The organism is Anaerobiospirillum succiniciproducens DSM 6400, assembly GCF_000482845.1.
In the GTDB taxonomy this organism is placed as follows: Bacteria; Pseudomonadota; Gammaproteobacteria; order Enterobacterales; family Succinivibrionaceae; genus Anaerobiospirillum; species Anaerobiospirillum succiniciproducens.
The window spans coordinates 15,749-41,105 of sequence record NZ_AXWV01000028.1 but is presented as its reverse complement, the minus strand read 5'-3'; the positions used below and the strand labels follow the sequence as shown (position 1 = coordinate 41,105).

The 25,357-nt window shown below is 43.1% G+C and carries 16 protein-coding genes; 15 read left to right on the top strand and 1 reads right to left on the bottom strand.

All coding sequences use genetic code 11. The features are described from left to right. The first annotated feature begins 97 nt into the window (after positions 1-97). From H524_RS0105030 to pyrF, 14 genes are all read left to right on the top strand, one after another. Entirely contained in the window at positions 98-325 is a 228-nt protein-coding gene (locus H524_RS0105030; protein ID WP_044121528.1) for a FeoA family protein, read from the top strand. 21 nt (positions 326-346) lie between these two features. Further along, positions 347-2,482: a ferrous iron transport protein B gene (feoB, locus tag H524_RS0105025; protein ID WP_027939435.1), complete on the top strand. Its 2,136-nt coding sequence runs from the start codon at positions 347-349 to the stop codon at positions 2,480-2,482. A 419-nt stretch (positions 2,483-2,901) separates the two neighbouring features. Next, complete coding sequence (locus H524_RS0105020) at positions 2,902-3,228, top strand: YbaB/EbfC family nucleoid-associated protein (RefSeq protein WP_027939434.1); 327 nt, start codon at positions 2,902-2,904, stop codon at positions 3,226-3,228. Between the two features lie 124 nt (positions 3,229-3,352). Then, positions 3,353-3,961 (top strand): recombination mediator RecR, encoded by a 609-nt coding sequence (gene recR, locus H524_RS0105015; protein ID WP_027939433.1) that lies wholly within the window; start codon positions 3,353-3,355, stop codon positions 3,959-3,961. Between the two features lie 724 nt (positions 3,962-4,685). Continuing rightward, positions 4,686-6,638, top strand: a complete 1,953-nt coding sequence (gene htpG, locus H524_RS0105010; protein WP_027939432.1) for a molecular chaperone HtpG — start codon at positions 4,686-4,688, stop codon at positions 6,636-6,638. Between the two features lie 419 nt (positions 6,639-7,057). Next, positions 7,058-7,717, top strand: coding sequence for an adenylate kinase (gene adk, locus H524_RS0105000; protein WP_027939431.1), 660 nt, complete (start codon positions 7,058-7,060; stop codon positions 7,715-7,717). Between the two features lie 273 nt (positions 7,718-7,990). Then, positions 7,991-8,506 (top strand): hypothetical protein, encoded by a 516-nt coding sequence (locus tag H524_RS0104995; RefSeq protein ID WP_027939430.1) that lies wholly within the window; start codon positions 7,991-7,993, stop codon positions 8,504-8,506. 1,178 nt (positions 8,507-9,684) lie between these two features. After that, positions 9,685-10,464, top strand: coding sequence for a response regulator (locus tag H524_RS0104990; RefSeq protein ID WP_052338922.1), 780 nt, complete (start codon positions 9,685-9,687; stop codon positions 10,462-10,464). A 1,114-nt stretch (positions 10,465-11,578) separates the two neighbouring features. Continuing rightward, positions 11,579-13,672: a fructose-1,6-bisphosphatase gene (locus H524_RS0104985; protein ID WP_052338921.1), complete on the top strand. Its 2,094-nt coding sequence runs from the start codon at positions 11,579-11,581 to the stop codon at positions 13,670-13,672. A 2,029-nt stretch (positions 13,673-15,701) separates the two neighbouring features. Beyond that, entirely contained in the window at positions 15,702-17,948 is a 2,247-nt protein-coding gene (pflB, locus tag H524_RS0104970) for a formate C-acetyltransferase (protein WP_027939426.1), read from the top strand. A gap of 734 nt (positions 17,949-18,682) precedes the next feature. Further along, positions 18,683-19,447: a pyruvate formate-lyase-activating protein gene (gene pflA, locus H524_RS0104965; RefSeq protein ID WP_027939425.1), complete on the top strand. Its 765-nt coding sequence runs from the start codon at positions 18,683-18,685 to the stop codon at positions 19,445-19,447. Positions 19,448-19,807: 360 nt separating this feature from the next. Beyond that, positions 19,808-20,161 carry a lipopolysaccharide assembly protein LapA domain-containing protein gene (locus H524_RS0104960; RefSeq protein ID WP_027939424.1) on the top strand — a complete coding sequence of 118 codons (354 nt, stop codon included), beginning with the start codon at positions 19,808-19,810 and terminating at the stop codon, positions 20,159-20,161. Positions 20,162-20,460: 299 nt separating this feature from the next. Beyond that, positions 20,461-21,636 (top strand): hypothetical protein, encoded by a 1,176-nt coding sequence (locus H524_RS0104955; RefSeq protein WP_169726130.1) that lies wholly within the window; start codon positions 20,461-20,463, stop codon positions 21,634-21,636. A 618-nt stretch (positions 21,637-22,254) separates the two neighbouring features. Then, the gene (gene pyrF / locus H524_RS14345) at positions 22,255-22,995 is read left to right on the top strand and encodes an orotidine-5'-phosphate decarboxylase (protein WP_044121526.1); all 741 of its coding nucleotides are present in this window, start codon (positions 22,255-22,257) and stop codon (positions 22,993-22,995) included. Between the two features lie 248 nt (positions 22,996-23,243). Here pyrF and H524_RS0104945 read toward each other — a convergent pair whose 3' ends face one another. Further along, complete coding sequence (locus tag H524_RS0104945; protein WP_027939422.1) at positions 23,244-24,431, bottom strand: H-NS family nucleoid-associated regulatory protein; 1,188 nt, start codon at positions 24,429-24,431, stop codon at positions 23,244-23,246. Between the two features lie 346 nt (positions 24,432-24,777). Between H524_RS0104945 and H524_RS0104940 the strand changes: the two genes are divergently transcribed. Continuing rightward, positions 24,778-25,233 carry a SixA phosphatase family protein gene (locus H524_RS0104940; protein WP_027939421.1) on the top strand — a complete coding sequence of 152 codons (456 nt, stop codon included), beginning with the start codon at positions 24,778-24,780 and terminating at the stop codon, positions 25,231-25,233. Positions 25,234-25,357: the final 124 nt, after the last annotated feature.

The following is a 25,357-nucleotide window of genomic DNA, read 5'->3' as shown; positions in this document are numbered from 1 at the left end:
TCTCTTTGCTCTGTTTTTAACTCTCTTGTGTCGTGTCAACCAGGTTTCTGGGTTTCTGCGGATTCTTTTGAGAAGCCAAAGCGCTTAAATACATATTATGAGTAAGACTTTAGATACTTTAGAGGTTGGTCAGAGTGGTACTGTGAGTGCAGTTAATGGCCATAATACCTCCCTGCGTCGCAGATTGCTTGATATGGGCTTGACCCCAAACACTCAGGTCAAGATTATGCGCCTCGCTCCTTTGGGTGACCCAATGGAGCTTGAGGTGCGCGGTTATGCCTTAACCATCCGTAAGGATGACGCTAAGCTGATTGAAATCGCCTAATATCAAGGAGCACGAAAACAAATGAGCAAGACTATTGCTTTGATTGGCAATCAAAACTGCGGTAAGACTACCCTGTTTAATTGCATCACCGGTTCTAATCAGTATGTTGGTAACTGGCCTGGTGTAACCCTTGATAAGGTTGCTGGTTTCGTTTCATCACAGAATTTGAAGGTTGTTGACCTTCCTGGTCTTTACTCTCTTTCTCCATATTCACCAGAGGAAATTGTCTCCCGTAATTTCCTTATCGATGGTGATTATGATGTCATCGTTAACTTAGTCGATGCCACCCACCTTGAGCGTTCCTTATCTTTAACTTGTGAAGTCATGACCTTTAAAAGACCAATGGTTATTGCACTTAACATGATGGATAAGGCTGAAAAGTCTAGCATCAAGATCGATACTGCAGCTATGTCTAAGCGTTTAGGCGTACCTGTAGTTGCAATCTCAGCAGCTAATAGCTTTGGTATTGATAAGCTCTTTGAAGCTATTGAAAACGCCTCTGTTCCATCAGCCGTGATTTATGATGAGGCTTTAGAGCAGTCTATTGCGTCAGTTGCTTCAGAGCTTAAGAATGAATCTAATGCAGGTAACAGCCGCTTTGCTGCCATGTCTTTACTGCAAAATGATAAAGCCTATATGCAGCAGTATAAGAACAATGAAGCTGAGCTAGGCATCATTAATCGTGAGATCTTAAACCTTGAGAAGAAGTACTCTACTGATGTTGAATCTCTGATTGCTCAAGAGCGCTATAGCTTTATTGATAGCGTAATTGCACAGTGCGTAGTAAAGGGCAAAGGTATCTACAATGACATCTCACGTAAGATCGATAATGTAGTAACTCACCGTTATTTAGGTATACCAATCTTCATCGGCGTAGTATGGATGGTTTACTACTTAGCAGTAAGCACCATTGGTACTATGGGTACTGATTATGCCAACGATGTGCTCTTTGGTACTTATGCTACTGAAGCAGCTACTTCTTTAATGGAAAGCATCTCTGCTCCTGAGTGGCTCTCTGGTTTAGTAGTTGACGGTATTATTGGCGGTGTTGGCGCTGTTTTAGGTTTCGTACCTCAAATGATCGTTCTCTTTGCTCTTTTATCTATGCTTGAGCAAAGCGGTTATATGACTCGCGTAGCCTTCGTGCTTGACCGTGTCTTCCGTCACTTCGGTCTTTCTGGTCGTTGCTTCATTCCAATGGTAGTTGCCTCTGGTTGCGGTGTGCCAGCTATTATGGCTACTAATAACATTGATAACATCAATGAGAAGCGCATTACCATTATTACCACTACCTTTGTACCATGCTCAGCTAAGCTCCCAATCTTAGCTATGATTGCAGCTGCATTCTTCCCTGAGTCAACCTTTGTTGCTCCTGCAGTTTACTTCTTAGCTATCTTCAGCATTGGCTTTACTGCATACATCTTAAAGAAAGATACTGCTTTTAAAGAGGAAGTATCTCCATTTGTTCTTGAGATGCCAAACTACAATATGCCAAAGCTGCGTAACGTATTTCGTTCAACTTACGAGCGCTGCCGTGCATTCGTTATCAAGGCCGGTACCGTAATTTTTGCAACCGTAGTAGTAATCTGGTTCTTATCTAACTTCAACTTCACTTCTGATGGTTTCGGTATGGTTGAGGTTAATGATTCCATTCTGGCTGCTATCGGTTCAGCTATCGCTTTCATCTTTATTCCACTTGGCTTTGCATCCTGGCAGGCTTCAGTATCCGTTATCACTGGTCTTCTTGCTAAGGAGAACGTGGTTGGTACTTTAGCTGTGCTGCTTGGCTTAGGCGAGGTTGCTGAGAATGATGCTTCATTAGGCGCTGCATTAAATGCTGAGTTCTCAACTTCAGCTGCAGCCATGGCTTTCTTAGCTTTTAACCTGTTCTCAACTCCATGTATCGCAGCTTTAGGTGCAATGCGTCGTCAGCTTAAGAGCCCACGTCTGTTTACCTTTGCTGTTGTTTACATGCTTGCCTTCGCTTATGGCCTTGCCATGGTAATCTACCAGCTTGGTGGCTTTATCACTGGTCAGGTAGGCTTTGGCCCAGGTACTGTGGTAGCAGGTGTGATTGTGCTAGTTGCTCTGTATTTAGTGTTCCGTCCAGAGCGTAAGGCACGTACTTCCATTCAGATTCCTGTAAAGCAGATCTAGATGTTTAGGTAGTAAGCAAAAAACTGTTAGCTACCTAAAACAAAATTCAATCCCTGAGTAGAGTTTTTAATCAAAAGTTCATTGCTTAGGTTCCTCAAATGCCAGTACAGCACTAGGTTGTCCTGGCATTTTTTATGTGTAGTATCTTAGGCTAAAAATGCTAAGAGCCATTAACAGATATTGGCAACTAAATTTGGTTCGTACCTCACATCACGAGGGTAAGCTTGAGTAGTCTCATATATAGACTCTAGCTTTTTGCTAGACCTCATACACAACATAAAGACTACCAATCTATCTTTGCAATTTGCCTTTTTATCGCATGCGTTTGTTGAGATTGTTCGTCGCTTTTATCTAAGACCCTTGTGTTTTGGTTCTAGCTTAGTCAAAATAGCAGCATTGAATTATTGGGAGTCGATTACATGTTTAACATGAACAATATGATGAAGCAGGCTCAAATGCTTCAGGAGCGTATGGCCAAGGCTCAAGAAGAGGCAGCAGCCTTAGAGTGCACCGGTGAGTCAGGAGCTGGTTTAGTTAAGGTTACCGTTAACGGTCGTCACGAAGTTCGTCGTGTTGAAATCGCCGATTCTTTATTTGAAGGCGAAATCGACAAGGAAATGATCGAAGATCTGATTGCTGCAGCTTGCAACGATGCTAGCCGTCGTGTTGAGGAAGAGAGCAAGGCTGTTATGTCAAAGGTTACCGCTGGTATCCCTCTGCCACCAGGCATGAAGCTTCCTTTCTAAAGTTTCGTCCATCATTTGATGTACGTACGGATACTGTTGTCATATAAGTAGACAGCATTGAGTATCATCAAGCCCGGTGATCCGTAATCAGGAAACCGGGTTTTGTTTTTTAAGAAGTTACAAGATGTCATCATCCGCTCAATTGGACAAGCTTATCAAAGCACTGCAAATACAGCCAGGCATTGGTCATCGTTCAGCCACACGTATTGCCTATAATCTTCTCGACAGACGTAGACAGGCCGCAGTTGAATTAGGCCAGGTACTAATCGAGTCAATGAACAATATCAAGCTCTGTAGCTGTTGCCGTAATTACTCAGATAATGATCTGTGTAATTTATGCGCCTCAGAGGAGCGTCATAAGGCAAGATCTCTGTGCGTGGTTGAAAGTCCATCTGATGTTGAGGCCATTGAGAATAGTAATAACTTCTTTGGTCTGTACTTCGTATTACACGGCCATTTATCTCCAATCGATGGAGTTGGTGCTAAAGAGTTAGGCTTATATCAGCTCGATCAGCTGCTTGCGCAAAACAAGTTTGATGAGATGATCTTAGCTACCAACCCAACTGTTGAGGGTGATGCAACTGCATCCTTTATTGCCTCGATGGCTAAGCACCACAACATACAAAAGATCTCCAAGATCGCCTCAGGCGTTCCATTAGGCGGTGATCTTGATAACGTCGACCAAAAGACTCTCGGTTCAGCTCTCATGAACCGCCGCCCATACGAGTCCTAAAGATCGCACACGAGCCATGGCGATCTCATGCCATGGCCATAGCCATGCCATGATCTAGGCACATTCTCACTCCACTTACATGCTAAAGCCATGCTGCGATCTTAAATAGACTATCAATGCATACACTGGCATATGCTTAAGTCATGATCTTGCATAGGCACATGCTTAAGTCATGATCTGGCGAAGGCATATGCTTAAGTCATGAGCTTGCATAGGCACATGCTCAAGTCATGATCTTTTGAGCTAGCAACACAATCAACTAGCTCATGTAAATGCAAGATCGTACACACCTCGCCTGTTAATTGCTCTGCATGCGCTAAAGCATGCTTGTCTTCAAAAGCCTAATAGCTACCTGAATCTATTAGCATGACTGCACATACAGCAGTGCCGCGATCCTCAGCTGAAGGGGGATCTTTTTAAATAAGATCAGACATTGGCAGCTCACCACCTTTAAGTTAATTGTTCTTGGCATTAATTACTTCTATGAGGTGCTCGACCATTGATAAATTTGGCTGATGGTGGGTATTTTGTGTGGCGTGAAGTGAAAAAAAGTTTAGTGATGCACTTGAAAGTGTAACAAGCTGTCCCCATATATCTTTCAAACAGCAAGACACCGTTTGTTGATGGCGTTTGATGAGCGTTTTGCTGGTCTTTATGACACAAAAGCCGAACTTAAAAAATTAACGCTTATGACGGTTAGATGTGCTTTGGGAGAATTTTTTAAATGTCAGCTACTGTACACGGCTTTCAGACCGAAGTTACCAAGCTTTTAAACTTACTGGCCCACTCTCTTTACTCAAACAAAGAGGTATTCCTGCGCGAGCTTATTTCTAATGCATCTGATGCTATCGATAAGCTGCACTTCATGTCCCTGACAAATCCAGATCTCATCAAGGAAGATCCAGATTTTAAGATCCGTCTGCGTGCTGACAAGGACACCGGTACTTTAACCATTTCTGACAATGGTTTAGGTATGACCTTAGAAGAGGCTAATGCCAACTTAGGTACCATTGCTAAGTCTGGTACTGAAGAGTTCGTCAAGAACCTCTCTGGCGATCAAGCTAAGGACTCACAGTTAATCGGCCAGTTCGGTGTTGGTTTCTACTCTGCTTTCATCGTTGCAGATCAGGTTACCGTAATTTCACGTAGCGCTAATGCCTCTGCTGATGAGGGTGTTCGCTGGTTCTCTACTGGTAATGGCAGCTTTGAGTCAGAGAACATTAATGTACCTAACCGTGGTACCTCTATCGTTCTGCACTTAAAGGATAGCGAGAAAGAGTTCTTAGACTCTTGGACCTTACGTCAGGCTATCACTAAGTACTCTGACCACATCTCTACTCCTGTTGAGCTTTATGACAGTGTTTATGAAGAGAATAAGGATGAGGGTGAGAGCGCAGAGGGTGAGAAGAAAGAGCCTACTCAGACTTTCAAGTATGTTCAGGTTAATGACGCTAAGGCTCTGTGGACTCGTTCTCCAAAAGACATCACTGATGAAGAGTATCAGAACTTCTACAAGCACTCCTTTACTGACTATGCAGATGCTTTAACCTGGTCTCATAACAAGGTTGAAGGTGAGCTTGAGTACACCTCATTACTCTACATCCCATCAGTAGCTCCAATGAACCTGATGATGCGTGACAATCACAGCTCCATCAAGCTGTATGTACAGCGCGTATTCATCATGGATGAGGATGAGCAGTTTATTCCTCAGTACTTACGCTTTATGCGCGGCTTAGTTGATACTAATGCTCTGCCATTAAACGTAAGCCGTGAGCTCTTACAAGAGAGCAAGGTATCTCGTAAGTTAAAGAGCGCTATTACTAAGCGTTCCTTAAGCCTCATCGAGAAGTTAAGTGCAGACAAAGAGAAGTATGCAAAGTTTGTTGCTGCTTTCAATGACGTACTTAAAGAGGGTGTTTCTGACGATCACGAGAACCGCAACAAGGTCTTAAAGCTGATTCGTTTTGCTTCTACCCATGACACTGCAGCAAGTTGCAATGTTTCCTTAGACGAGTACATCTCTCGTATGAAGGAAGGTCAGAAGAACATCTACTACCTGTGCGCTGATGATTATGATAAGGCCGTAAACTCTTCATACTTAGAGCGTTTAAAGGCTAAGGATATCGAAGTTCTGCTCTTATGGAAGCAGCCTATCGATCAGTGGATGTGCTCATTCTTAAATGAGTACGAGGGCAAGAAGTTCATCTCCGTAACTGCAGCAGACCTTGAGCTTGGCGATCTTGAAGATGCCGCTGAGAAGGAGAAGCAAGAGCAGTTCCGTAAGGACAACGAGGATCTCGTAAAGCGCTTTAAGGAAGCTTTAGGCGATAGCGTTGAAGATGTTCGTGTTGCTAGCTCCTTAACTGAGTCTCCAGCTTGCTTAGTTCAGTCTGCAGCCGGTGCAGGCTTTAGCCGTCAGATGCGCTTCATTGCTAAGATGCAGGGCACTGAGTTACCTGACGAGAAGTACATCATGGAGATCAATCCAGATCACGAGATCGTTAAGGAAGCTTATAGCGAGATTGATGAGACTATATTTAAGGATTGGGCAAAGCTCATCTTTATGCAGGCAACTCTTGCTGATGAGGGTACCTTAAAGAACCCACGCGAGTTCGTATCTTTAATGAACAAGATGATGCTCAAGCGTAAGACTGTAGCTACTGGCTTAGAGGCTTAATGACTAGCTTAAGCTAAATACAGTTGCCTTTTGGCATCAAAAAATAAAGGCCATAAGTACCACTCTACTTATGGCCTTTGTCGTATTTATGGCCGCACTTGCCTCATCAAGCTCAAGCTCAAGCTCAAGCTATAGCGCTTGCGTCTGCTCCGCTCATGGCTCAACGCTCTTATTTATAGCCCACCTTTGGGCATACAGCTATAAAGCCGCCATAGTTTAGTGGTTAAGATCTAGCAGGCCTTCATACTTTAGCGGCAAAGATATAGCAAGCCGCCATCCTCTAGCGGCTAAGCGCTAGCGCTCCTACATGCTATTAGCGAGTGGCGTACATATAGCGATGCAAGTTTCGTTTTGGTGCGTATGCAAGATATCTTGTATAATGCATGATTATCAGATTACTTTTAACAGCAGGAGCTATCATGCGCATTATTCTGTTAGGCCCACCAGGCGCTGGTAAGGGTACCCAAGCTCAGACTTTAACCAAGGCATTCTCCATTCCACAGATCTCCACTGGCGATATGCTGCGTGCTGCTATCAAGGAAGGCACTCCATTAGGTTTACAAGCTAAGGCTGTAATGGATGCAGGCAAGCTTGTATCTGATGAGATCATCATTGGCCTGGTAAAAGAGCGTATTGCTGCTGATGATTGCAAGAACGGTTTCTTATTTGACGGCTTCCCACGTACCATCCCACAGGCTGAGGCTTTAGTTGAGGCTGGCATCGAGATTGATGGCGTTGTAGAGCTGCAGGTTCCTGATGAGAAGATCGTTAAGCGTATGTCAGGCCGTCGCGTACACTTAGCCTCTGGCCGTACTTACCACATCGTCTACAACCCACCAAAGGTTGAAGGCAAGGATGACGTAACTGGTGAAGACCTCGTAATCCGTGCTGATGACGAAGAGGCAACTGTACGTTCACGTCTTGAGGTTTACCACAACCAGACCGAGCCTCTCGTAGCTTTCTACAAGAAGCTTGCATCTGAGGGTAAGACTTATTACTTAGCTTTAGACGGTGATCGCCCTGTTGAGACCATCGCTCAGGAAATGGTTGACTCTCTGAACGCTAACGCCAAGAAGTAATTGGTAATTATCGTTTTGTGCTCTAAGGTGATTACAAATAGCGCTGCTATATAAGAAAGTACTTAAGGTACAGCTTAACAGCGCATCATCGCCGACTTGAGAGCCATAAAATAGGGCTGCCACTATGGCAGCCTTATTGTTGCAAGCAGCTAATGTAAGTTTTACTAAAGTATTTAACGGCAGCCATGTTTATATTTGAGTATTGCTGCCGTTAGGTATTTGGCCATCGTACACAGCAAAGTTAAGATGTGTATGGGCAAAAGGAGTTTTTAGATGCATCACTCTCTATCATTATGGCGCTCTATTTGCGCAGCATCCGTATTAGCTACTGTTTGTGCAGGTGTAACCTATGCTGATGACAACTTAGATAAAGTGGCTGTTCATGCAGAGAAAGATGATGTTACTGCACAAGATTACTCCCAAAACATTCCATGCCCACCATTTTGGAGTGTTCAGCCTAATCCAAGCATGGATAACTCATTATCTTATGTACACGAGTCTGGTTCTATTGCAGTAAGCGTTACTTATATTGCTGATAAGTCTGGCTCTCAAGTAAGTGCTGAGACTTTCTCACGCGTAGCAGCTGAGCAGATGAATTGCACTTTGCCAGTAAGATCCAACATCTTAAAGAAAGCTTGGGCCTTTAATTGCGATGATGATATCGAAGCCCTTGTTTATGGTGAGCCTGGCAACTTAGTACTCCTTAGCATCTCAGGACGTAATGACGATACTGAAAGCTATTTCGAGTCTTTTATCTCATTCCTGTCTTATCAAGCTAGTTCACGCTAATGTAGCTAGAAGCATATGCTTAGCTTGCGCTAGTTATTAGCTTATGAGCATATACTTAGCTCGTGCTAGAGCTTATAAGCATATGCTTAGCTTGAGCGAGATCTTATAAGCATTCACATGAGCACCTGCCTTAGCAGATGAGTGATTTCCTTTATAGGACTTTGACTCTCGACGCTAAGAGCATGTGTTCCCCGCCTTTTATACACGAATCTGCTTCAAGTGTTAAGACAATGACAGCAGATGCGTGCACCTCTATTCAAGCAAATCTCATTTAGCACTATCTAAGTGATTAACGTAAGTCTCTTATTTAGCTATCTTCAATTGGCTTGTGCATGATGGGCTTATATGCACGTGCAAGAGATTCTTCAAAAGCATTAGTACACTATTGTGCCTTAAGTAATCTATCAAAACTAAAGTACAGTGGATACATAATGATTTGTGTTTAGACAGATCGCTTGTATTGATATGCATGCACTCTTTAGTGCCAGAAAAGAATAGGGAATCCTATTTTTACGTAGTTATGTTTGAAAAAGCGCTTAAAATGGGGATATATCTATCATATAGCTCACAGAAAAAGGCCATATCCTGCATGCTGTGCTAAGATAACAGTGAACTAGTATTTTTGATATTGCTTTTGTTGTAATAAGGTATGTGAGAGATTTTTTAGCTCTCAAAACCTTTAGATCAAAATATTGTTAGACAAAGATAGCTTTAAGCTTATTGAAAGCTTTATCTAAGCCTAACTATTGATTGGTATATTTAGTTTGAGTCTTGCTAGGCTCGTAGGCTTGTTTTAATACCTTAATTGAGTACTTGGTAGCTTGCGTGTTTTGCTCGTCTCTAGCGATTTATACATGGTTTGATTTTATAACAGTATCTTCAGCATAAGGGGAATACATTCAAACATACTCGTTAGCATCATAAGTACATGGTTCTCAATTACTGCATGCTAAAAAGTGCTCTTACGTAAAGCTGTTAATTAAGCGGAGCTTATAAGTATTTTCTAAGTCAAGTTGTCAATTTGAGATGTAGATGTAGCGACCTAAAGTTACGATAACTGTCATGTTCTATGATGAATTTTCAATCTCTTAAAGTGCAGAGTAATTAAAGAAGAACTTACGAAGGAGTGAAGCGCTTGCAAGCTCATCTTTAAAGTAGCTTAATTGCGCCAATAGTGTATGGCTTCATCGAACGGTATTACTAATACAGCGTCTCTATTTGCTTCTGATGATAATGACAATCAGAAAGCTAAGGGTTCATTGTATTCTGCTAAGCGCAGTACAGTACTACTCATCGACAATGATGAGTTGGTATGTATTAGTTTTCGCCGTAAGCTAGTCAATGAAGGTTACAAGTGCTTTGAGGCTAGCAATACCAAGCAAGCACTTAGAACTGCAGCTTCTACACAGCCTGATGTTATCCTCTTTAACATCGATATCACCGAAGACAACGGTATGGAGATCTTAGCCACCATCCGTGCATACTCTAAGGTTCCAGTAATTGTTCTTTCAAGCAAAGATGATGAAAAAGCAAAGCTTGCCATCCTTGAGGCTGGTGCTGACGATTTTGTAAAGAAGCCTTTTGGCGATCGCGAGCTCATGGCGCGTATTCGCGCACGTTTGAGAAGACGCGTTATTCCTAAAGATCACAGTGATATTACCAATGAGATTGTGCTTGGTAATGTCCACATTGATTTGCATACTGGTGAGCTGTTAAAAAATGGCAACCCTGTACACTTAACTAAGCTTGAAAAGCGCCTCTTCCACATCCTTTTAAATGAGCGAGGTAAGGTCTTATCTACTAAGTACTTAACCGAGCAGGTATGGGGCCCTAACAGCGATAATGGCAATCACCTGCGTATCGTTATTTATAACCTGCGTCTTAAGCTCGAAGACGAGCCCAAGGCTCCTCAGCTCATCATTACTGAAACTGGTGAAGGCTATCGCCTCAATGGCTAGCATCTGAATGACTGCGGCTAATGGGCAGCAATTCAATGCCTACAGCTAATGGCTAGCAATTCCATGCATGCAGCTAATAGCTAGCGGCTAAGATTTAGCAGCATAGCCAATAATCTTAGGCTCACTATCGCGTGTGCCATTAAGCTTTCAAGACCATTTAAATCAAAATACGCTATCTCACCCAAGCAGTGCATATCATCCGGCGTCTCCTAGCCATCCCAGCGCCTCTGCTGTCTTTGAATGAGATGCAGTTTGGTTCGAACCTTTTCTTAATGATCCTTGCTTTGTGATCTTTCGTTAAGTCAGAAAGTGGTGATATAGCAATGTGATTGTTAGGATGAGTATGCTCAAAGTGATTTGCATGCAAATGTGTTTTTATTGTCGCATGTAAATGTTTCATTGCAGTTACATAAGCGCATCTTATCAACGTAAACGCGCAAAGCCTTATTCGACGTGGATTTACGCATTAATATGTAGCTTTTTGTAAAGATGATAATCTGTATCATATTGTGTAAACGTTTACATTTTGCGCATCGTCGCATTTTCAAAACATAAGGTCTTTTTGCAATATCTCTCTTTGCTAAACTCTAGCGCGTCATCAGCGGACAGCACTTTATGTTACGTCACTTTAGATTGTGACTCCTCGTAATTAAGTTCTTTCCGACGTAGTTGTTAATCGACTACGCACTGGTAAATCTGTAGAGAACAAAACCTATAGCATCTAGTTCAATCTAGCACCACTGAGTGTGAAACAATCTCAACTCTTCTTGTCTTTGCTTCTTCTTTCAGTAGCGTCCTCAGGCTATTTCTTTTGCTATCTGGTATGAGCTTTAGTGCACTAGCTATATCTATCTAATTCATTATTTTGTGTGGTTTGGCTTATTAAAGTATGAATTATGTAGATACCTAAAACTAATGGCGCTTATCTATCTTTGCAGAATGGTTTACTGATGATTTAAAACAGGATTTTGGTGTGTGGGCTGTACTCAAGTCACTATAGCTACCACTCGCATTTAGCATTAAAACTAGGTAGATACCTCCTTAATGCTTAAAGCTTTATTGATAACACTGTAGCTACATACATGAGTGTAGAAGTACATGTAAGGAGTTTTAGGTGAGCACTTTTGATTCAGGCTTAGACGTCTTGGGTGAGGCTCAACAATTCGTCGATGATTTATCTCCTGATGGTCACGGCGTTCTTATTGACCAGCATTATTTAGAGCTGCTAGCAGTACAGTATCCAACACGCGTTGACGCATTCTCTGAGATCATCAACTTACAGGCTATCTTAAATCTGCCTAAAGGTACTGAGCACTTCATTAGTGACCTGCATGGTGAGTACGAGGCATTCTGCCACATCATCAATAGCTGCTCAGGTGTTATTCACGATAAGGTTGAAGAGCTCTTTGATATGAGCAAAGAAGAAAAAGCAGCCTTATGCTCCCTTATCTACTACCCACGTGAAGTTCTGCGTTTAAAGCGCTCCCGTAACGAACTTAACGAGCAGTGGTACCGCGAGACACTCTTAAAGCTTATCAAGCTGTGTAAGTACATGTCTGCAAAGTACACTCGTTCAAAGGTTAGAAAGGCCATTAATCAGAACTACAGCTACATCATCGATGAGCTCTTACACGCCCAGAATGATGAAGAGCATAGCCGTTCTATCTACCACAAAGCGATTATTAACACTATCTTACAGACTCGCTCTGCACGCCACTTCTTATACTCATTATGTGCACTGTCAAAGCGTCTTGCTGTTGACCATCTGCATGTAGTTGGTGACGTATACGATCGTGGTCCAAACCCAGATCGCATCATGTCCATGTTAATGGATTACCACAGCATCGACATTCAGTGGGGTAACCACGATATCCTGTGGATGGGTGCAGCTTTAGGCTCTGAGGTCTGTATCGCTACAGTTTTACGTAACAACGTTAACTACTTCAACTATGGCCTGCTTGAGTCTGCATACTCAATCTCTTTACGAAAGCTTGCCGACTTTGCTCAGAAGACTTACTCCTATCCGGTCAAGGAGAGATCAAATGGTGCTGCTTGCTCATTAGTTGGCAACGTCCATGTTGATAATAGCCACTGCGATGGCCGTGGTGCAGATAGCGATGAAGAATATGAGCAGATGGTAAATGCCGTTGAGGACGAAACTCGTGCCAAGATGGTTAAGGCAATTACCGTTATTGCACTGAAGTTACAAGGTCAGCTCATTAAGCGTAATCCTGAGTTCCATATGGAAGATCGTCTCCTTATGGACAAGATGGATCTTAAGAATGGCACTGTAACTATTGAGGGTAAGGTATACAATCTCAACACTACAGAGCTGCCAACAATCAATCCTGATGATCCTTTTGCTTTAAGCCGCGAAGAGGCTTACTTAATGGAGTCCATTAAGGAGTCTTTTGCTAAGTCTAAAGAATTACAGCGTGAGGTTGCATTCCTCTTTAACGTTGGATCTATGTACAAGTGCTACAACGGTAACTTACTCTTCCATGGCTGCGTACCAATGACTGAGGATGGTAACTTCCGTCCAGTTGATGTTGGTGGTAAGACTCTGCAGGGTAAGGCTTACTTCGATCACTGCGATAAGGTCGCTCGTCGTGCTTTTGCACTGCGCGATCGTAAGAGCTTAGACTTCATGTACTACATGTGGTGTGGCTTTAACAGCCCATTATCCGGCCGTACTATGAAGCCATTTGAGCGTTACTTCATTGATGACAAGACTTCCCACAAGGAGCCAAAAGATCCGTACTACACCCACTATCACAAGGAAGAAGTAGCACGCATGATCTTAGAAGAGTTTGGTCTTGATCCAAACACTGGTCACATCATCAATGGTCACACTCCAATTCGTGTTAACAAGGGTGAAAGCCCAGTACGCGCCAATGGTCGTGTGTTCGTAATCGATGGTGGTCTGTGCAAGGCTTACCATAACACCACTGGTATTGCTGGCTATACTCTGATCTCTACTAGCCGTGGTATTACCTTCAAGGCTCACACTCCATTTGAAAGCTGTGAGAAGGCAGTAGCTGAGAACGTAGACATTAACTCAGATGTAACTTTAGTTGAGAAGTTTGATGAGCGTCGTTTAGTTGCAGATACTGATAATGGCATCAAGATCCGCACTACCATCAAGGAACTCGAGGCTCTGTTACATGCCTACGTAACTGGCACCATTGCTGAAAAAACACAGCACTAAACAAACATACTCACTTACTCAATACTGCTGCAGCGTAGCAGCAGTATCACCAAGCACGACAGCTAGATATCAAGCATCCAAGAGCTCTTAGATGCGGTGAGCGGTGATCTTATAAAACAGCATTCAGAGATCTTTATCGGCTGCATACCTACTGATCTTGGGTCATGATAGCGAGCTAAATGAGCAGCATGAGAGTGCTATTAGAATGCATCTTAAGCATGCTATGGGCTAGCACCTCAAGCGTGCTATCAGAAGGTAGCACAAACATGCTTTTGAAAAGCATCACAAGCTCTGATCTAGGTAGCTTTGATAGCTTTGAGTAAGTTAAGCGATTTTCGGCAAAGTATCGCAGCAGCATCGAATACTTCTGCAACCGTGTTTGCGGCTGTTAGATACTTTGCAACCTAAGTTTAAGCGCCAAGCAATTCTCCAGGCTTGCGCAGATTTTTAGCAGCTCTCGCTTCTATTAATCGCACCTCTTTTAGCTGCGAAATGCAGCTTTACTGATTACAGTGTTATGTAGACCAGCGGGAAGATATCACCGCTGGTTCTTCTTTACATAAAAGCACTCTATTTTTCCCTCTAACGCTACGCTCAATAGCGCTCTATCTCCCCCTCTACCGCTCCACTCAATAGCTTATATATCGTCATCGATAATCTATGCATTGCAGCTGATATCTGCAGTAGATGCTGCAGTTGCTTCGCGTGCGGTGCTGCATTCACAAGCTATCCTTGCATTATTCTCTCTTTGCAAAAGCATTTAACAGTGATTTTGCCCTTGGTAAGCTGCAAGATTCCGCAAGAACTCAACATCTTGTGGCTTAGTAGGCAGAGCCATTGCTGCGCAAAAAAGTATTTAAATGGCTTATTTATCGAGCTTTTGAGGGCGTTGCTTAGTGTCGTTGGACGGCATGTTGTCACGATCTATTGGAGGAAATAATTAGGTTGTAGCAATTTGTGGAGTAAATTTTCATGCTGTGGCTCTCTTTGAGAGGATGATTCTGCTCGATTGAAGAGGCTATTTTGAGCCAAATTGCTAATGATGTATAAGTAAAACTTATGGAATTTATGTAAAAACAGTTAGTTTAGACTAACTTGGATGTTTTGCAAAAATTGCTCACTTTTAATCATAAATGAAAGTCAGCTTAACTGTGTAGCAAGATTAATCATCAAAAGCATATATAAGGGAAATATTTGCAAAGTGTGTACTTGTACACTTGTATATAAGATGTTTTTAGTGCCATCGGTATTTGTAATCAAAAATGATAGCTAAGGAAAAATTTTTTAATTGGTTTTTGTGTTCAATTTGTTAAGGATGATGGCTATTTGAGGCATCGCATTATGTTGTTTAAAAGTGTAATAAATGCGATAAATATCAGCTTTATGGATAGTGTTAGCTACAAGTAATTATTAAACTTAATTTATTAAAGGAGTTACTTAATTAAAGGATTTATCAAAGAGGGGGTTTTGAGGGTGAAATGTGCTGATCTTTGATGCTGATAAGTGGTGAAAAATATTTTCACGAAGTGCTTATATCCGCCATTTGTAATGGGGTTGGGCTTGCGGGGGAGGGCAAAATAATAAGTTTACAAACAGCTAGAAGAGGTCTCTTGTTAAGATCTTGTGATCTTAGTGATAAATATGGTTAAAAGCTGATGTATATGCGATTTGTGAGGTGTTTTGAGGCTTTTGCACAAGTAACTAAAAAAATGCTTGATTTGCATGTTTTGATTGTTTTTTGTCAAGTACAGGAGAATAATGAACCCATAGTTTTGATTTGGTTCACAAAATTGTTGACGTTAGTTGAGAGTCTTTAGCAAATTGCTCCAAATGGATGCAAAACCTCAAGCTAAGTGCTTGAGTCTCAACAGTCAGGTTTTCGTGTTTAAAGTTGACCGATATGGTGGTGTGAAATTGCACACTACAACTTGCAAGCTACCAAGGTTGCTAGTGTAGGTCGCTAAATTGTCGCAACACTTTGTGAACTGTTAAAAGATCTAAGTTTCTGTACTTCTCACAGGAGATTTTTATGAGAACAGAATGGCGTGGTTTTAAGGGCACTCACTGGGTTGACGAGATTGATGTTCGTGACTTTATTCAGAACAACTACACTCAGTACAACGGCGATGAGTCCTTCTTAGCTCCAGCTACCGATAACACCGATAAGCTCTGGGGCCTGTTACAGGATCTGCAGAAGCAAGAGCGTGCAAAGGGTGGCGTTCTCGATATGGAAACTGAGATCGTTTCAAGCATCAACGCTTACGGTCCAGGCTACATTGGCGAAGGCACCAAGGATCTTGAGAAGGTTGTTGGTTTACAGACTGACAAGCCTTTAAAGCGTGCTTTCATGCCATACGGTGGTATCAAGATGGCCCAGGAGGCTTGCACCACCTACGGTTACACCCCAAATCCAAAGTACGAGCAAATCTTCAACGAGTATCGTAAGACCCACAACCAGGGTGTATTCGATGCTTACACTCCAGAGATGCGTGCTGCTCGTAAGAACAAGATCATTACTGGTCTTCCAGATACTTATGGCCGTGGCCGTATCGTTGGTGACTACCGTCGTGTTGCTTTATACGGTATCGACTTCTTAATCGCTAAGAAGAAGGAAGACTTATCTTTATGCGGTTGCGGCATCATGACCGACGACATCATTCGTCAGCGTGAAGAGATCTCCGAGCAGATCCGTGCTTTAGCTGCAATGAAGGAGATGGCTGCTACTTACGGTTACGACATTTCTGGCCCAGCTCAGAATGCTCGTGAGGCCTTCCAGTGGTTATACTTCGGCTACTTAGCTGCTATCAAGACCCAGAACGGCGCTGCTATGTCCGTAGGTCGTATCGCTACCTTCCTGGACATCTACATTGAGCGTGATCTCAACGAGGGTACCTTAACTGAGTCTGAGGCTCAGGAGCTCGTTGACCACATCGTTATGAAGTTCCGTATGGTCAAGTTTGCCCGTATCCCTTCATACAACCAGCTCTTCTCAGGCGATCCAGTATGGGCTACCTTAGAGATGGCAGGCTTAGGCATGGACGGCCGTTCAATGGTTACCAAGAACGACTTCCGCTTCCTGCACACCTTAGAGAACATGGGCCCAGCTCCAGAGCCTAACTTAACTGTTCTGTACTCCAAGAACCTGCCACAGGGCTTCCGCGATTACTCAGCTAAGATCTCTATCCTGACCTCTTCTGTTCAGTACGAGAACGACGACGTAATGCGTCCAATCTGGGGCGATGATTACTCCATCTGCTGCTGCGTATCTGCAACTGAGACCGGTAAGGAAATGCAGTTCTTCGGTGCACGTGCTAACCTCGCTAAGTGCATGCTTTACGCAATCAACGGCGGTGTTGACGAGAAGTCATTAGTTCAGGTTGGTCCTAAGTACCGTCCAATCACCTCCGAGTACCTCGACTTTGATGAGGTTATGGAGCGTTACGATGTTATGATGGATTGGCTTGCAGGCCTGTACGTAAACGTACTGAACCTCATCCACTTCATGCACGACAAGTACTTCTACGAGGCTGCTGAGATGGCCCTCATCGATACCGATGTACGTCGTACCTTCGCAACTGGTATCGCTGGCTTCTCACACGTGGTTGACTCCCTGTGCGCTATCAAGTACGCCAAGGTTAAGTGCATCCGCAACGAGCAGGGTGTTGTAGTTGACTACGAGACCACCGGTGACTTCCCACGCTACGGTAACGATGATGACCGTGCTGATGAGATGGCAGTTTGGTTATTAAAGACCTTCTTAAACAAGATCAAGAAGTACCACACTTACCGTAACTCTGAGCCAACCACCTCTATCTTAACCATTACTTCTAACGTGGTTTATGGTAAGGCAACTGGTTCATTACCTGATGGCCGTAAGGCTGGCGAGCCTTTAGCTCCAGGTGCTAACCCATCATATGGTGCTGAGAAGTCTGGCTTATTAGCCTCCTTAAACTCTGTAGCTAAGCTCCCATACGAGTACGCTTTAGACGGTATCTCTAACACCCAGACCATCTCTCCAGATGCTTTAGGTCACGACTTAGGCGAGCGTACCAACAAGCTCGTACAGGTAATGGATGGCTACTTCGAGCAGGGTGCACACCACCTGAACGTTAACGTATTCGGTACTGAGAAGCTCATCGACGCTATGGAGCACCCAGAGAAGCCTGAGTACGCAAACTTCACCATCCGTGTATCTGGCTACGCTGTTAAGTTCATCGACTTAACCCATGAGCAGCAGTTAGACGTTATTGCACGTACTTGCCATAAGAGCATGTAATTCAACTCTAATGTTGATTTAGTGCAAGCAAGGCTTAATTTAGCCTAAAAAAGGGCGGCCACTTGGCCGCCTTTTTTATGGCTAGCGCAAATGCAAAATAAGCCTACTGAATTACTCACAAGACAATAACAAGCTCAGTACACGTAAGCAGGCAAGCGGCTAGTAACTAGCAAGCCCAAAGAGCAAGACAGTCAGGTATTAGCCTAACCATCCACTTACTTACTTGCTTGATGCAAGTAATGCTAAGATAAGTTTTTCTTGATTTGCCCGTACCTAGGCAGTAGTTATTGATATCTTCATCGCCTAAGTTGGATAACTCCATATCCGATGTTGGTATCACCATAGTCGAAGCTGGATAACTCCAATACGATGTGGGATAACTTCATCGCCGATCGGTAATAACTCCATATCCGATGTTGGATAACACCCTCGCCGCAGTTTTGGTAAATCAAGAAGAATTTGCTCAGCAGCAGTTCTTTAGATCTGGATTTGTTCACGCTACTTATTTCATGCAAACTACTTAAAGTTAGTGCAAAGAGATTTAGCAAGGGTCTTTTTGCTTTGCGTGCAATAGTATTTCAAGAGGCTAATGTCGCTATGGCATTGGTCCATGTTTTGGCCGTTGGATGCATATATTAAAGTAGTGCACCTTCATGGCTTCATCTATTTATCTGCAGTTAGACATAGTTCAGATAGGTTCTCTTTACTTGTCTTCCACATTTTAAGGTAAGGTTATGACCACAGCACGAGTTCACTCTTTCGAAACCTTTGGTTCCGTAGATGGCCCAGGTATTCGCTTTGTAGTCTTTATGCAAGGCTGCAAGATGCGCTGTCTATACTGTCACAATCCTGATACTTGGAAGATTCATGATGCAGGTGAAGAGTACACTGTAGACCAAATTATCAAGCGTGCCCTGCGTTACAAGACATACTGGGGTGAGCAAGGTGGCGTTACTGTTTCAGGTGGCGAGCCTTTAGTGCAGATCGAGTTCTTAGTTGAGTTCTTCAAGGCTTTAAAGGCAGAAGGTATTAACACCTGTCTGGATACTTGTGCAGCTCCATTTACTCGTGAAGAGCCTTTCTTCTCTCAGTTCAATGAGCTCATGAAGTATACCGATCTGGTCATGCTCGATATCAAGCATATCGATAACGAAAAGCACGTTGAGCTCACTAAGCTTGAGAACACAAACATCTTAGATTGTGCCCGTTACTTAAGTGAGATTGGCAAGGATGTCTGGATTCGCCATGTTTTAGTTCCAGGCTACACCGATAATGATGTATATCTGCAAAAGACTGCAGACTTCATCAAGGAGCTTAAGAACGTTAAGCGTGTTGAAGTACTGCCATACCACAGCTTTGGCTCATTCAAGTATGAAGAGATGGGCATTCCTTACAAGCTCAAGGATGTTGAGACTCCTTCACAGGAGCGTGTGGACAATGCCAAACGCATCTTAGGCGTACAGTCTTATGCTGAGTATGAGGCATCTTTAAAGAAGTAGGCCAACACTTACCAAATAAGTTGACCAAAGCGTGTTAGCTTTACATAAGTTGGCAACGCCGCGTTGGCTTTAAATAAGTTGGCAACGCCGCGTTAGCTTTAAATAAGTTGACCAAAGCGCGTTATCTTTAGAGGTGGGCAAGCTAAGTTGTCTTTTTGCTAGACTTTTTTCTCATGGGGTCTACAGCAATGCAATTTTGCAGATAGTTTGGATGTTTTATTGAGCAAAAAGATGCTTAATGTCGCAAAAAGCGTGACTTAAGGCTGCAAGCTTAGTTTCTCAAACTAGGGAATGTAGATTATTTTGCTATAATGCGGCATGCTTTTTTGAGCAAATGGATAACTATAATTGGGTGTCACTATGCTGAAGTTTTGGCTTTACGTCATCGTACTTATTTTGTTCTGCATCTTAGGTTTAACCATCGGTTCTGCTAATGAGTCAATCGTTACTTTCGATTTCCTCTTTGTTAAGGCAGACCTCTCACTGGCAATGGTGATGGTTATTGGCCTGATTGTCGGCATTATTGTTGGACTTTACATCTCCTTAGTCTTCACCATGAAGATGTGGGCTCGTGCTCATAACGCTAAGAGCGAAGCTAAGAAAGTGAAGAAAGAGGCAGCCAAGGCAATCGACAAGGCTAAGCACGACGCTGAGGCCAATGCTGCAAATGACAAGAAAGCAGCTGATGTTAAGGTAGAAGCACCTGCAAAGTAAGAATTATCTTGTCAGCATAAGCTAAGAAAAGTTACAAGTTTTAAGCTTGAAGCCGTCTCCTGTCGCTCTTTTGTTGCAGACAGGTGACGGCTTTTGTCATTTACACAAGCAAAAGATTTCTGATATTACTAAGTATGTTCAGCTGAGTAGAAGATAGATATCTACTTGCAATGAAGCTAATGAACTAAAATCAGCTGACAATTGGAATTATTATTACTATTGCTTGTACAATGTAATTATCATGGCGTATACCATTGAGTATATGCTGCTTTCTAATTCGCTCTACGAGCTAGGCGTGCATGTTTGAACTACTCTTTTTACTTTTGCCTATAGCTGCAGCATACGGATACTATATGGGCCGCAACTCATATAACGTAAAGCGAGCAGGTGAAAAGACCGAGCAGACTAAGAACTACCTGCGCGGCGTGGACTTCTTTATCAATAACGATAAAGACCAAGCTGTAGATCAGTTCATTGCATACTTAGACTCAGGCAATCCTTCCTTTGAGTCCTCTTTAGCTCTTGGCAATCTCTTCAGACAACGTGGTGAGGTAGATAGAGCTATCTCCTTGCATACTTCCCTTGCTAACAATGACAGCGCCGAGCCTTTTGAAAGTGAAATGGCTCAGCTTGAGCTAGCAACTGACTTTATCAGTGCTGGTCTTTTAGACCGTGCTGAGGCTATTTTGCTTGAGTTAGTTGAAATCCCAAGACAGCATAAAAGCTCTGTGCGTATGCTCATTAAGCTGTATGAGCAGGTGCGTGACTTTGAAAAAGCCATTGAGTTAGGTAGCGAGCATAAAGATGTGCTCGGACCATCTGAGCTTAATAGCCTATCTCACTACTACTGTGAACTTGCACTGCAGGATATTGATTCAGGACGAATCAAAGAGGCTACTAAGCGTCTTAACAGTGCTCAAGAGTTCTCTGAGAATGCTATCCGTCCTTTGATCATGCTCTGTGAGATTAAGATTAAAGAGGGTGGACCGGACGTAAGCAGCAAGGTGGTCGAGATTATTGAAAAGATCGCCTCTAAAGATAAAAACTCAGGTATGTTCTGCCTCGAGCTTTTAAGCAAGTGCGGATTAGAAAAAACAGACCCACTATACAAGAGCACCTTAGAGTCATTAGCTAAGAAGACTAGTTCAGCAGCTGTTTTAGCAGAGCTTTGCGATGTGGTTTATAAGACTCAAGGCAATGAAGAGGCTCAGAAGCTGTACTTAAGCTTCATCAATGAAAGACCAAATATCAAGCTGTTCTCTGCCTATATGGGCTTTAGAACTAATTGTCAGAGCACCCAAGGTGAAAGCGAAACCGTGATGCAGCTTAAGAGCATTATCGACGCTCGTATTGCATCTAACCATAAGTTCTCATGCTCCTCATGTGGCTTTGAATCGAGCATGATGTTCTGGCAATGTCCATCTTGCCGCCGCTTTGACACCATTCGTCCAAAGCACTCACTCGACGGCGACTAAACTTCAAGCCATAGTTAATCTCACCTTCCATCTACTCACGGATGCAGCAGTCTCTGGCTGCTGCCATCAAAAAAAAAACAGCTAACCATTTCTTGCTAGCTGCAAAGCCATTAAGCACTTTTGCTACAAAGAATCTAATTACGGATTACTGCCAATGATTCAATGGATAATCATAAAGTAGCTAATAAAGAATTAGCACAAAGCAGCTTATTAATGATTGTAGTTAATAGATCCAAAGGCTTCATAAGCGCTGAGCGCTATAGATACAAGGCACGAATTTAACAAAATTTTGGCCTTAAAGCTGTAAGTTGTTGTATTATCGAGTGATCCCTCAGCACAAATTCCCATATTTTATGAGCCATCAAGCGTTTTGTGGCGGATTAGTGCTGTGCTTGTGAGCTATTCTTCAGGGACTAGATGATTTTAAAAGCTGTGATAGATTTTTCTTTGCAGCTTGAGTAACAAGGCTATATCAATGCCACATTAAGCTAGCTGTAATAATGAGGCTAGCTTAAAGAACTGCGAGCTATCCAAAAAGAAGGAGCTAAGGGTAGGCAAGCTTAATCATGCTTGCGTTATTGCACTTAGATATCCTGCCTGTAAGCTAAGGAATTAAACATGTTTGATCCAAAGGTCATTGTCGCACTCGACTACGATAACGATGCAGCTGCTTTAGATTTTGTATCCAGACTTGATCCAAGCTCCTGCAACCTTAAAGTAGGTAAAGAGTTGTTTACTATTGCAGGCCCTCAGTTCGTATCTAAGTTAGTAGACTTAAACTTCCGTGTCTTCTTAGACTTAAAATTCCACGACATCCCAAACACCACTGCTATGGCAGTACGAGCAGCTGCTAGCTTAGGTGTATGGATGGTAAACGTACATGCCTCTGGCGGTAAAGTCATGATGGAGACAGTACGCAATGAGCTTGATAAGCTTCCAAGCAGTGCCTCTAAGCCAATTGTTATTGGCGTGACTGTACTTACCTCAATGGATCAAGAGCAGCTGAACGGTATTGGTATTGACTGCAGCCCAGAAGAGCAGGTATTACGTTTAGCTACCTTAACTAAAGAGGCTGGCTTAGATGGTGTAGTCTCATCAGCACGTGAAGTTAGCCTGATTAAAGAGAAGTTAGGCTCTAAGTTTATTACTGTAACTCCAGGTATTCGTCCAGCTGGTTCCGATGTAGGCGATCAAAAGCGCATCATGACACCAGTTGATGCAATTAAGGCTGGCTCTGACTACTTAGTAATTGGCCGTCCAGTTACCCGTGCAACTGATCCTTGTGCTGTGCTCAAGAGCATCAACAAGGAAATCTACCAAGTAATGGCAGAGCGTGATAGCGCAATCACTGGCAAATAAGCTTAGCTCTTAAAGCTCACAAAAAAGCCTTGCTATCGTACAGATCGCAAGGCTTTTTTCATTGTAGGCAACACCTTTATAAATGGCACTTTTCTCAACTGCACTTGCCCAACGTCACTTTGGTCAATTGTCGCTATCTCAAAGCAAAAAGCATTAGCGTGCATAAAATGCAGCTTGCCTAGAGTAATGGGCCATTAGTACTATGTGCCTTGCCTACAGCAATGGGACATAAGTACTATGGGGTTTGCCTAGAGTAATGGGCGGTGAGTCTGGTTGGCCTTATCTGCAGCATGGTCTCTACCATGAACGAGATCTTCGGTGCGTTTAAGCAAGGTCATCTTGGCAACTAAGGCAGAGATTTGGCTAATCTCATCGTGGTCAACATCTTTAGCATGGAGAGGAGTATCTTCTTTGGCTAAGAATGCTTCTTTAGGTTTGCCGGTAGCAGCCATAATGGCTTTAAGTCGTTTTGGCTCACGCCCTTGCCCAGTCCACTCACAGACTTTGCCATCTAAATCAATAAAGCGATACTTATATCTGTTTGTGTGGGTAGTTCTTTGATCACAGCCAATACGCTGTGCTATGCCTTCAATGAGAGACTGAGGATCAACTAAGGCATAATCATCTTCCTTGCCGTCATTGCGATAGAGTTTGACAAAGGCTTGATGTAAGTACTCTTTGCGTTGGCGCTCTTGCTCTTCATTGATCTTTTCGACCTTGAGCCTTTCAAGCTGCAGCTGTATATCGTCAATATCTTGAGGGCTAAGATCTTTAAACCATGCTCTGAGGTTTCTTAAGCTTTTGAGCGCTGATACACGAATATCGCCAAGGTGCAGCAGCTTTATTGAGTTGTCATGATGCTCATCAGCACCCTCTTCAATGTCTGCTACATGTCCATTGTTAAATGTCTGATAGCGATAAGATGATTGGTCGCTAACAGCTGCACTATGAGCGTTAACAGAAGATTGGCTACTCGTAGCAGTGCTATGAGTGTTAGCAGTGGTTTGGCTACTCATATCTGCGCTATGAGCGTGAGCAGTGGTTTGGCTACTCATACCTGCGCTCTGATTGAGAGCAGATGATTGGCCACTAATGGCAGGTGGTTGATTTAGATGTTGATGACGATGGGATGCATGTCTTGAAAAGCCGTTGGTAGAGCTCGTAATTGACTCAACTGAGCTGTCCATGAAGCGACTAGAGTTGTCAGGCGTTAGCTGCGTTTGATCTGAGCTAAAGCTGGTGTGATTGCGTCTACCCAAATATGTAGCATCAGATCGAGCATATTGTTCAGTATTATGGTGTTCTTCTTCTAACTGCAGCGTAAAACGTGAGGCTGCATTAGCATGGGAGCGGTCAGATTCGTCAGCAGAGCGAAAAGGCCTATGTATAGTGCTATTTCCTCTAAGAGCACTTTGAGTTTCATACTTTTTGACCATGGCTCTTTTCCTTGTCTTAACCGCGTTATACACCACTAAAGTGCCAAGTAGCGACAGAATAGCTTAAACCTAATCTTGTCTAAGAGAATTATCTGTTGCGCCTCAAGCAAATGTTAGCTTTTGAACTTGCCATAAGCAAGCTTAGCGGCCTGCTATTAAGCCAGCTAAACTGCCAGCCCTTAAGCAAAGCAAACCAAGACTCATTTTACTTAGCACGTGAAATTATATGGCATAGCACTATCTCGTGTGCTATAAAGTATGCATAAGAGCAATGAAGAGCAATTAACAGAAAATTAGTGTTTTCTTGTGGGTTCACTAAAGAGAGGCTGCTGTGAAAGTCATAATTATGCGACATGGAGATGCTGTGTTTAGCGGTGGAGATCGAGTGCTCTCTGAGCGTGGTGTTCAAGAGGCTAAGATTACTGGTATGAAGCTAGTTAGCTCCTTACAGATTACTCGCATCTTTAGCTCACCAAAGCAGCGAGCAATGGCTACAGCAGCACAAGTAAAAGATCTCTTAAGAGGCCGCTCCATTCCAGAGATTGAGATTATTCCAGAGCTCAGTCCCACAGGTAACACCGATATGGCTGTAGAGTATGTGATGGCCTCCTGCTCTAATGATGATACCGTCTTACTCGTATCTCATATACCTCAGGTGGTTAATCTCTCCATTGCTTTTGCAGGTTATGGCTTTAACGTGCCTTCGTTCTATACAGCTGCAGCATTAGTACTACAGCAAGATGAGTCAGGTAAGTTTGTACCGCAGGACTTTTACACGCCTAGCAAAGAAAACAGCTTTTAACGTCCAGCTTTACTTTAGCAACAATCCATTTGATCGCTAGGCCTTGGGATCTAGCGATCTCACACAACTCTCATTTTCCACATCCTGCGCACCTCCATTCAACCGCTCTGATCTCAACACTTCT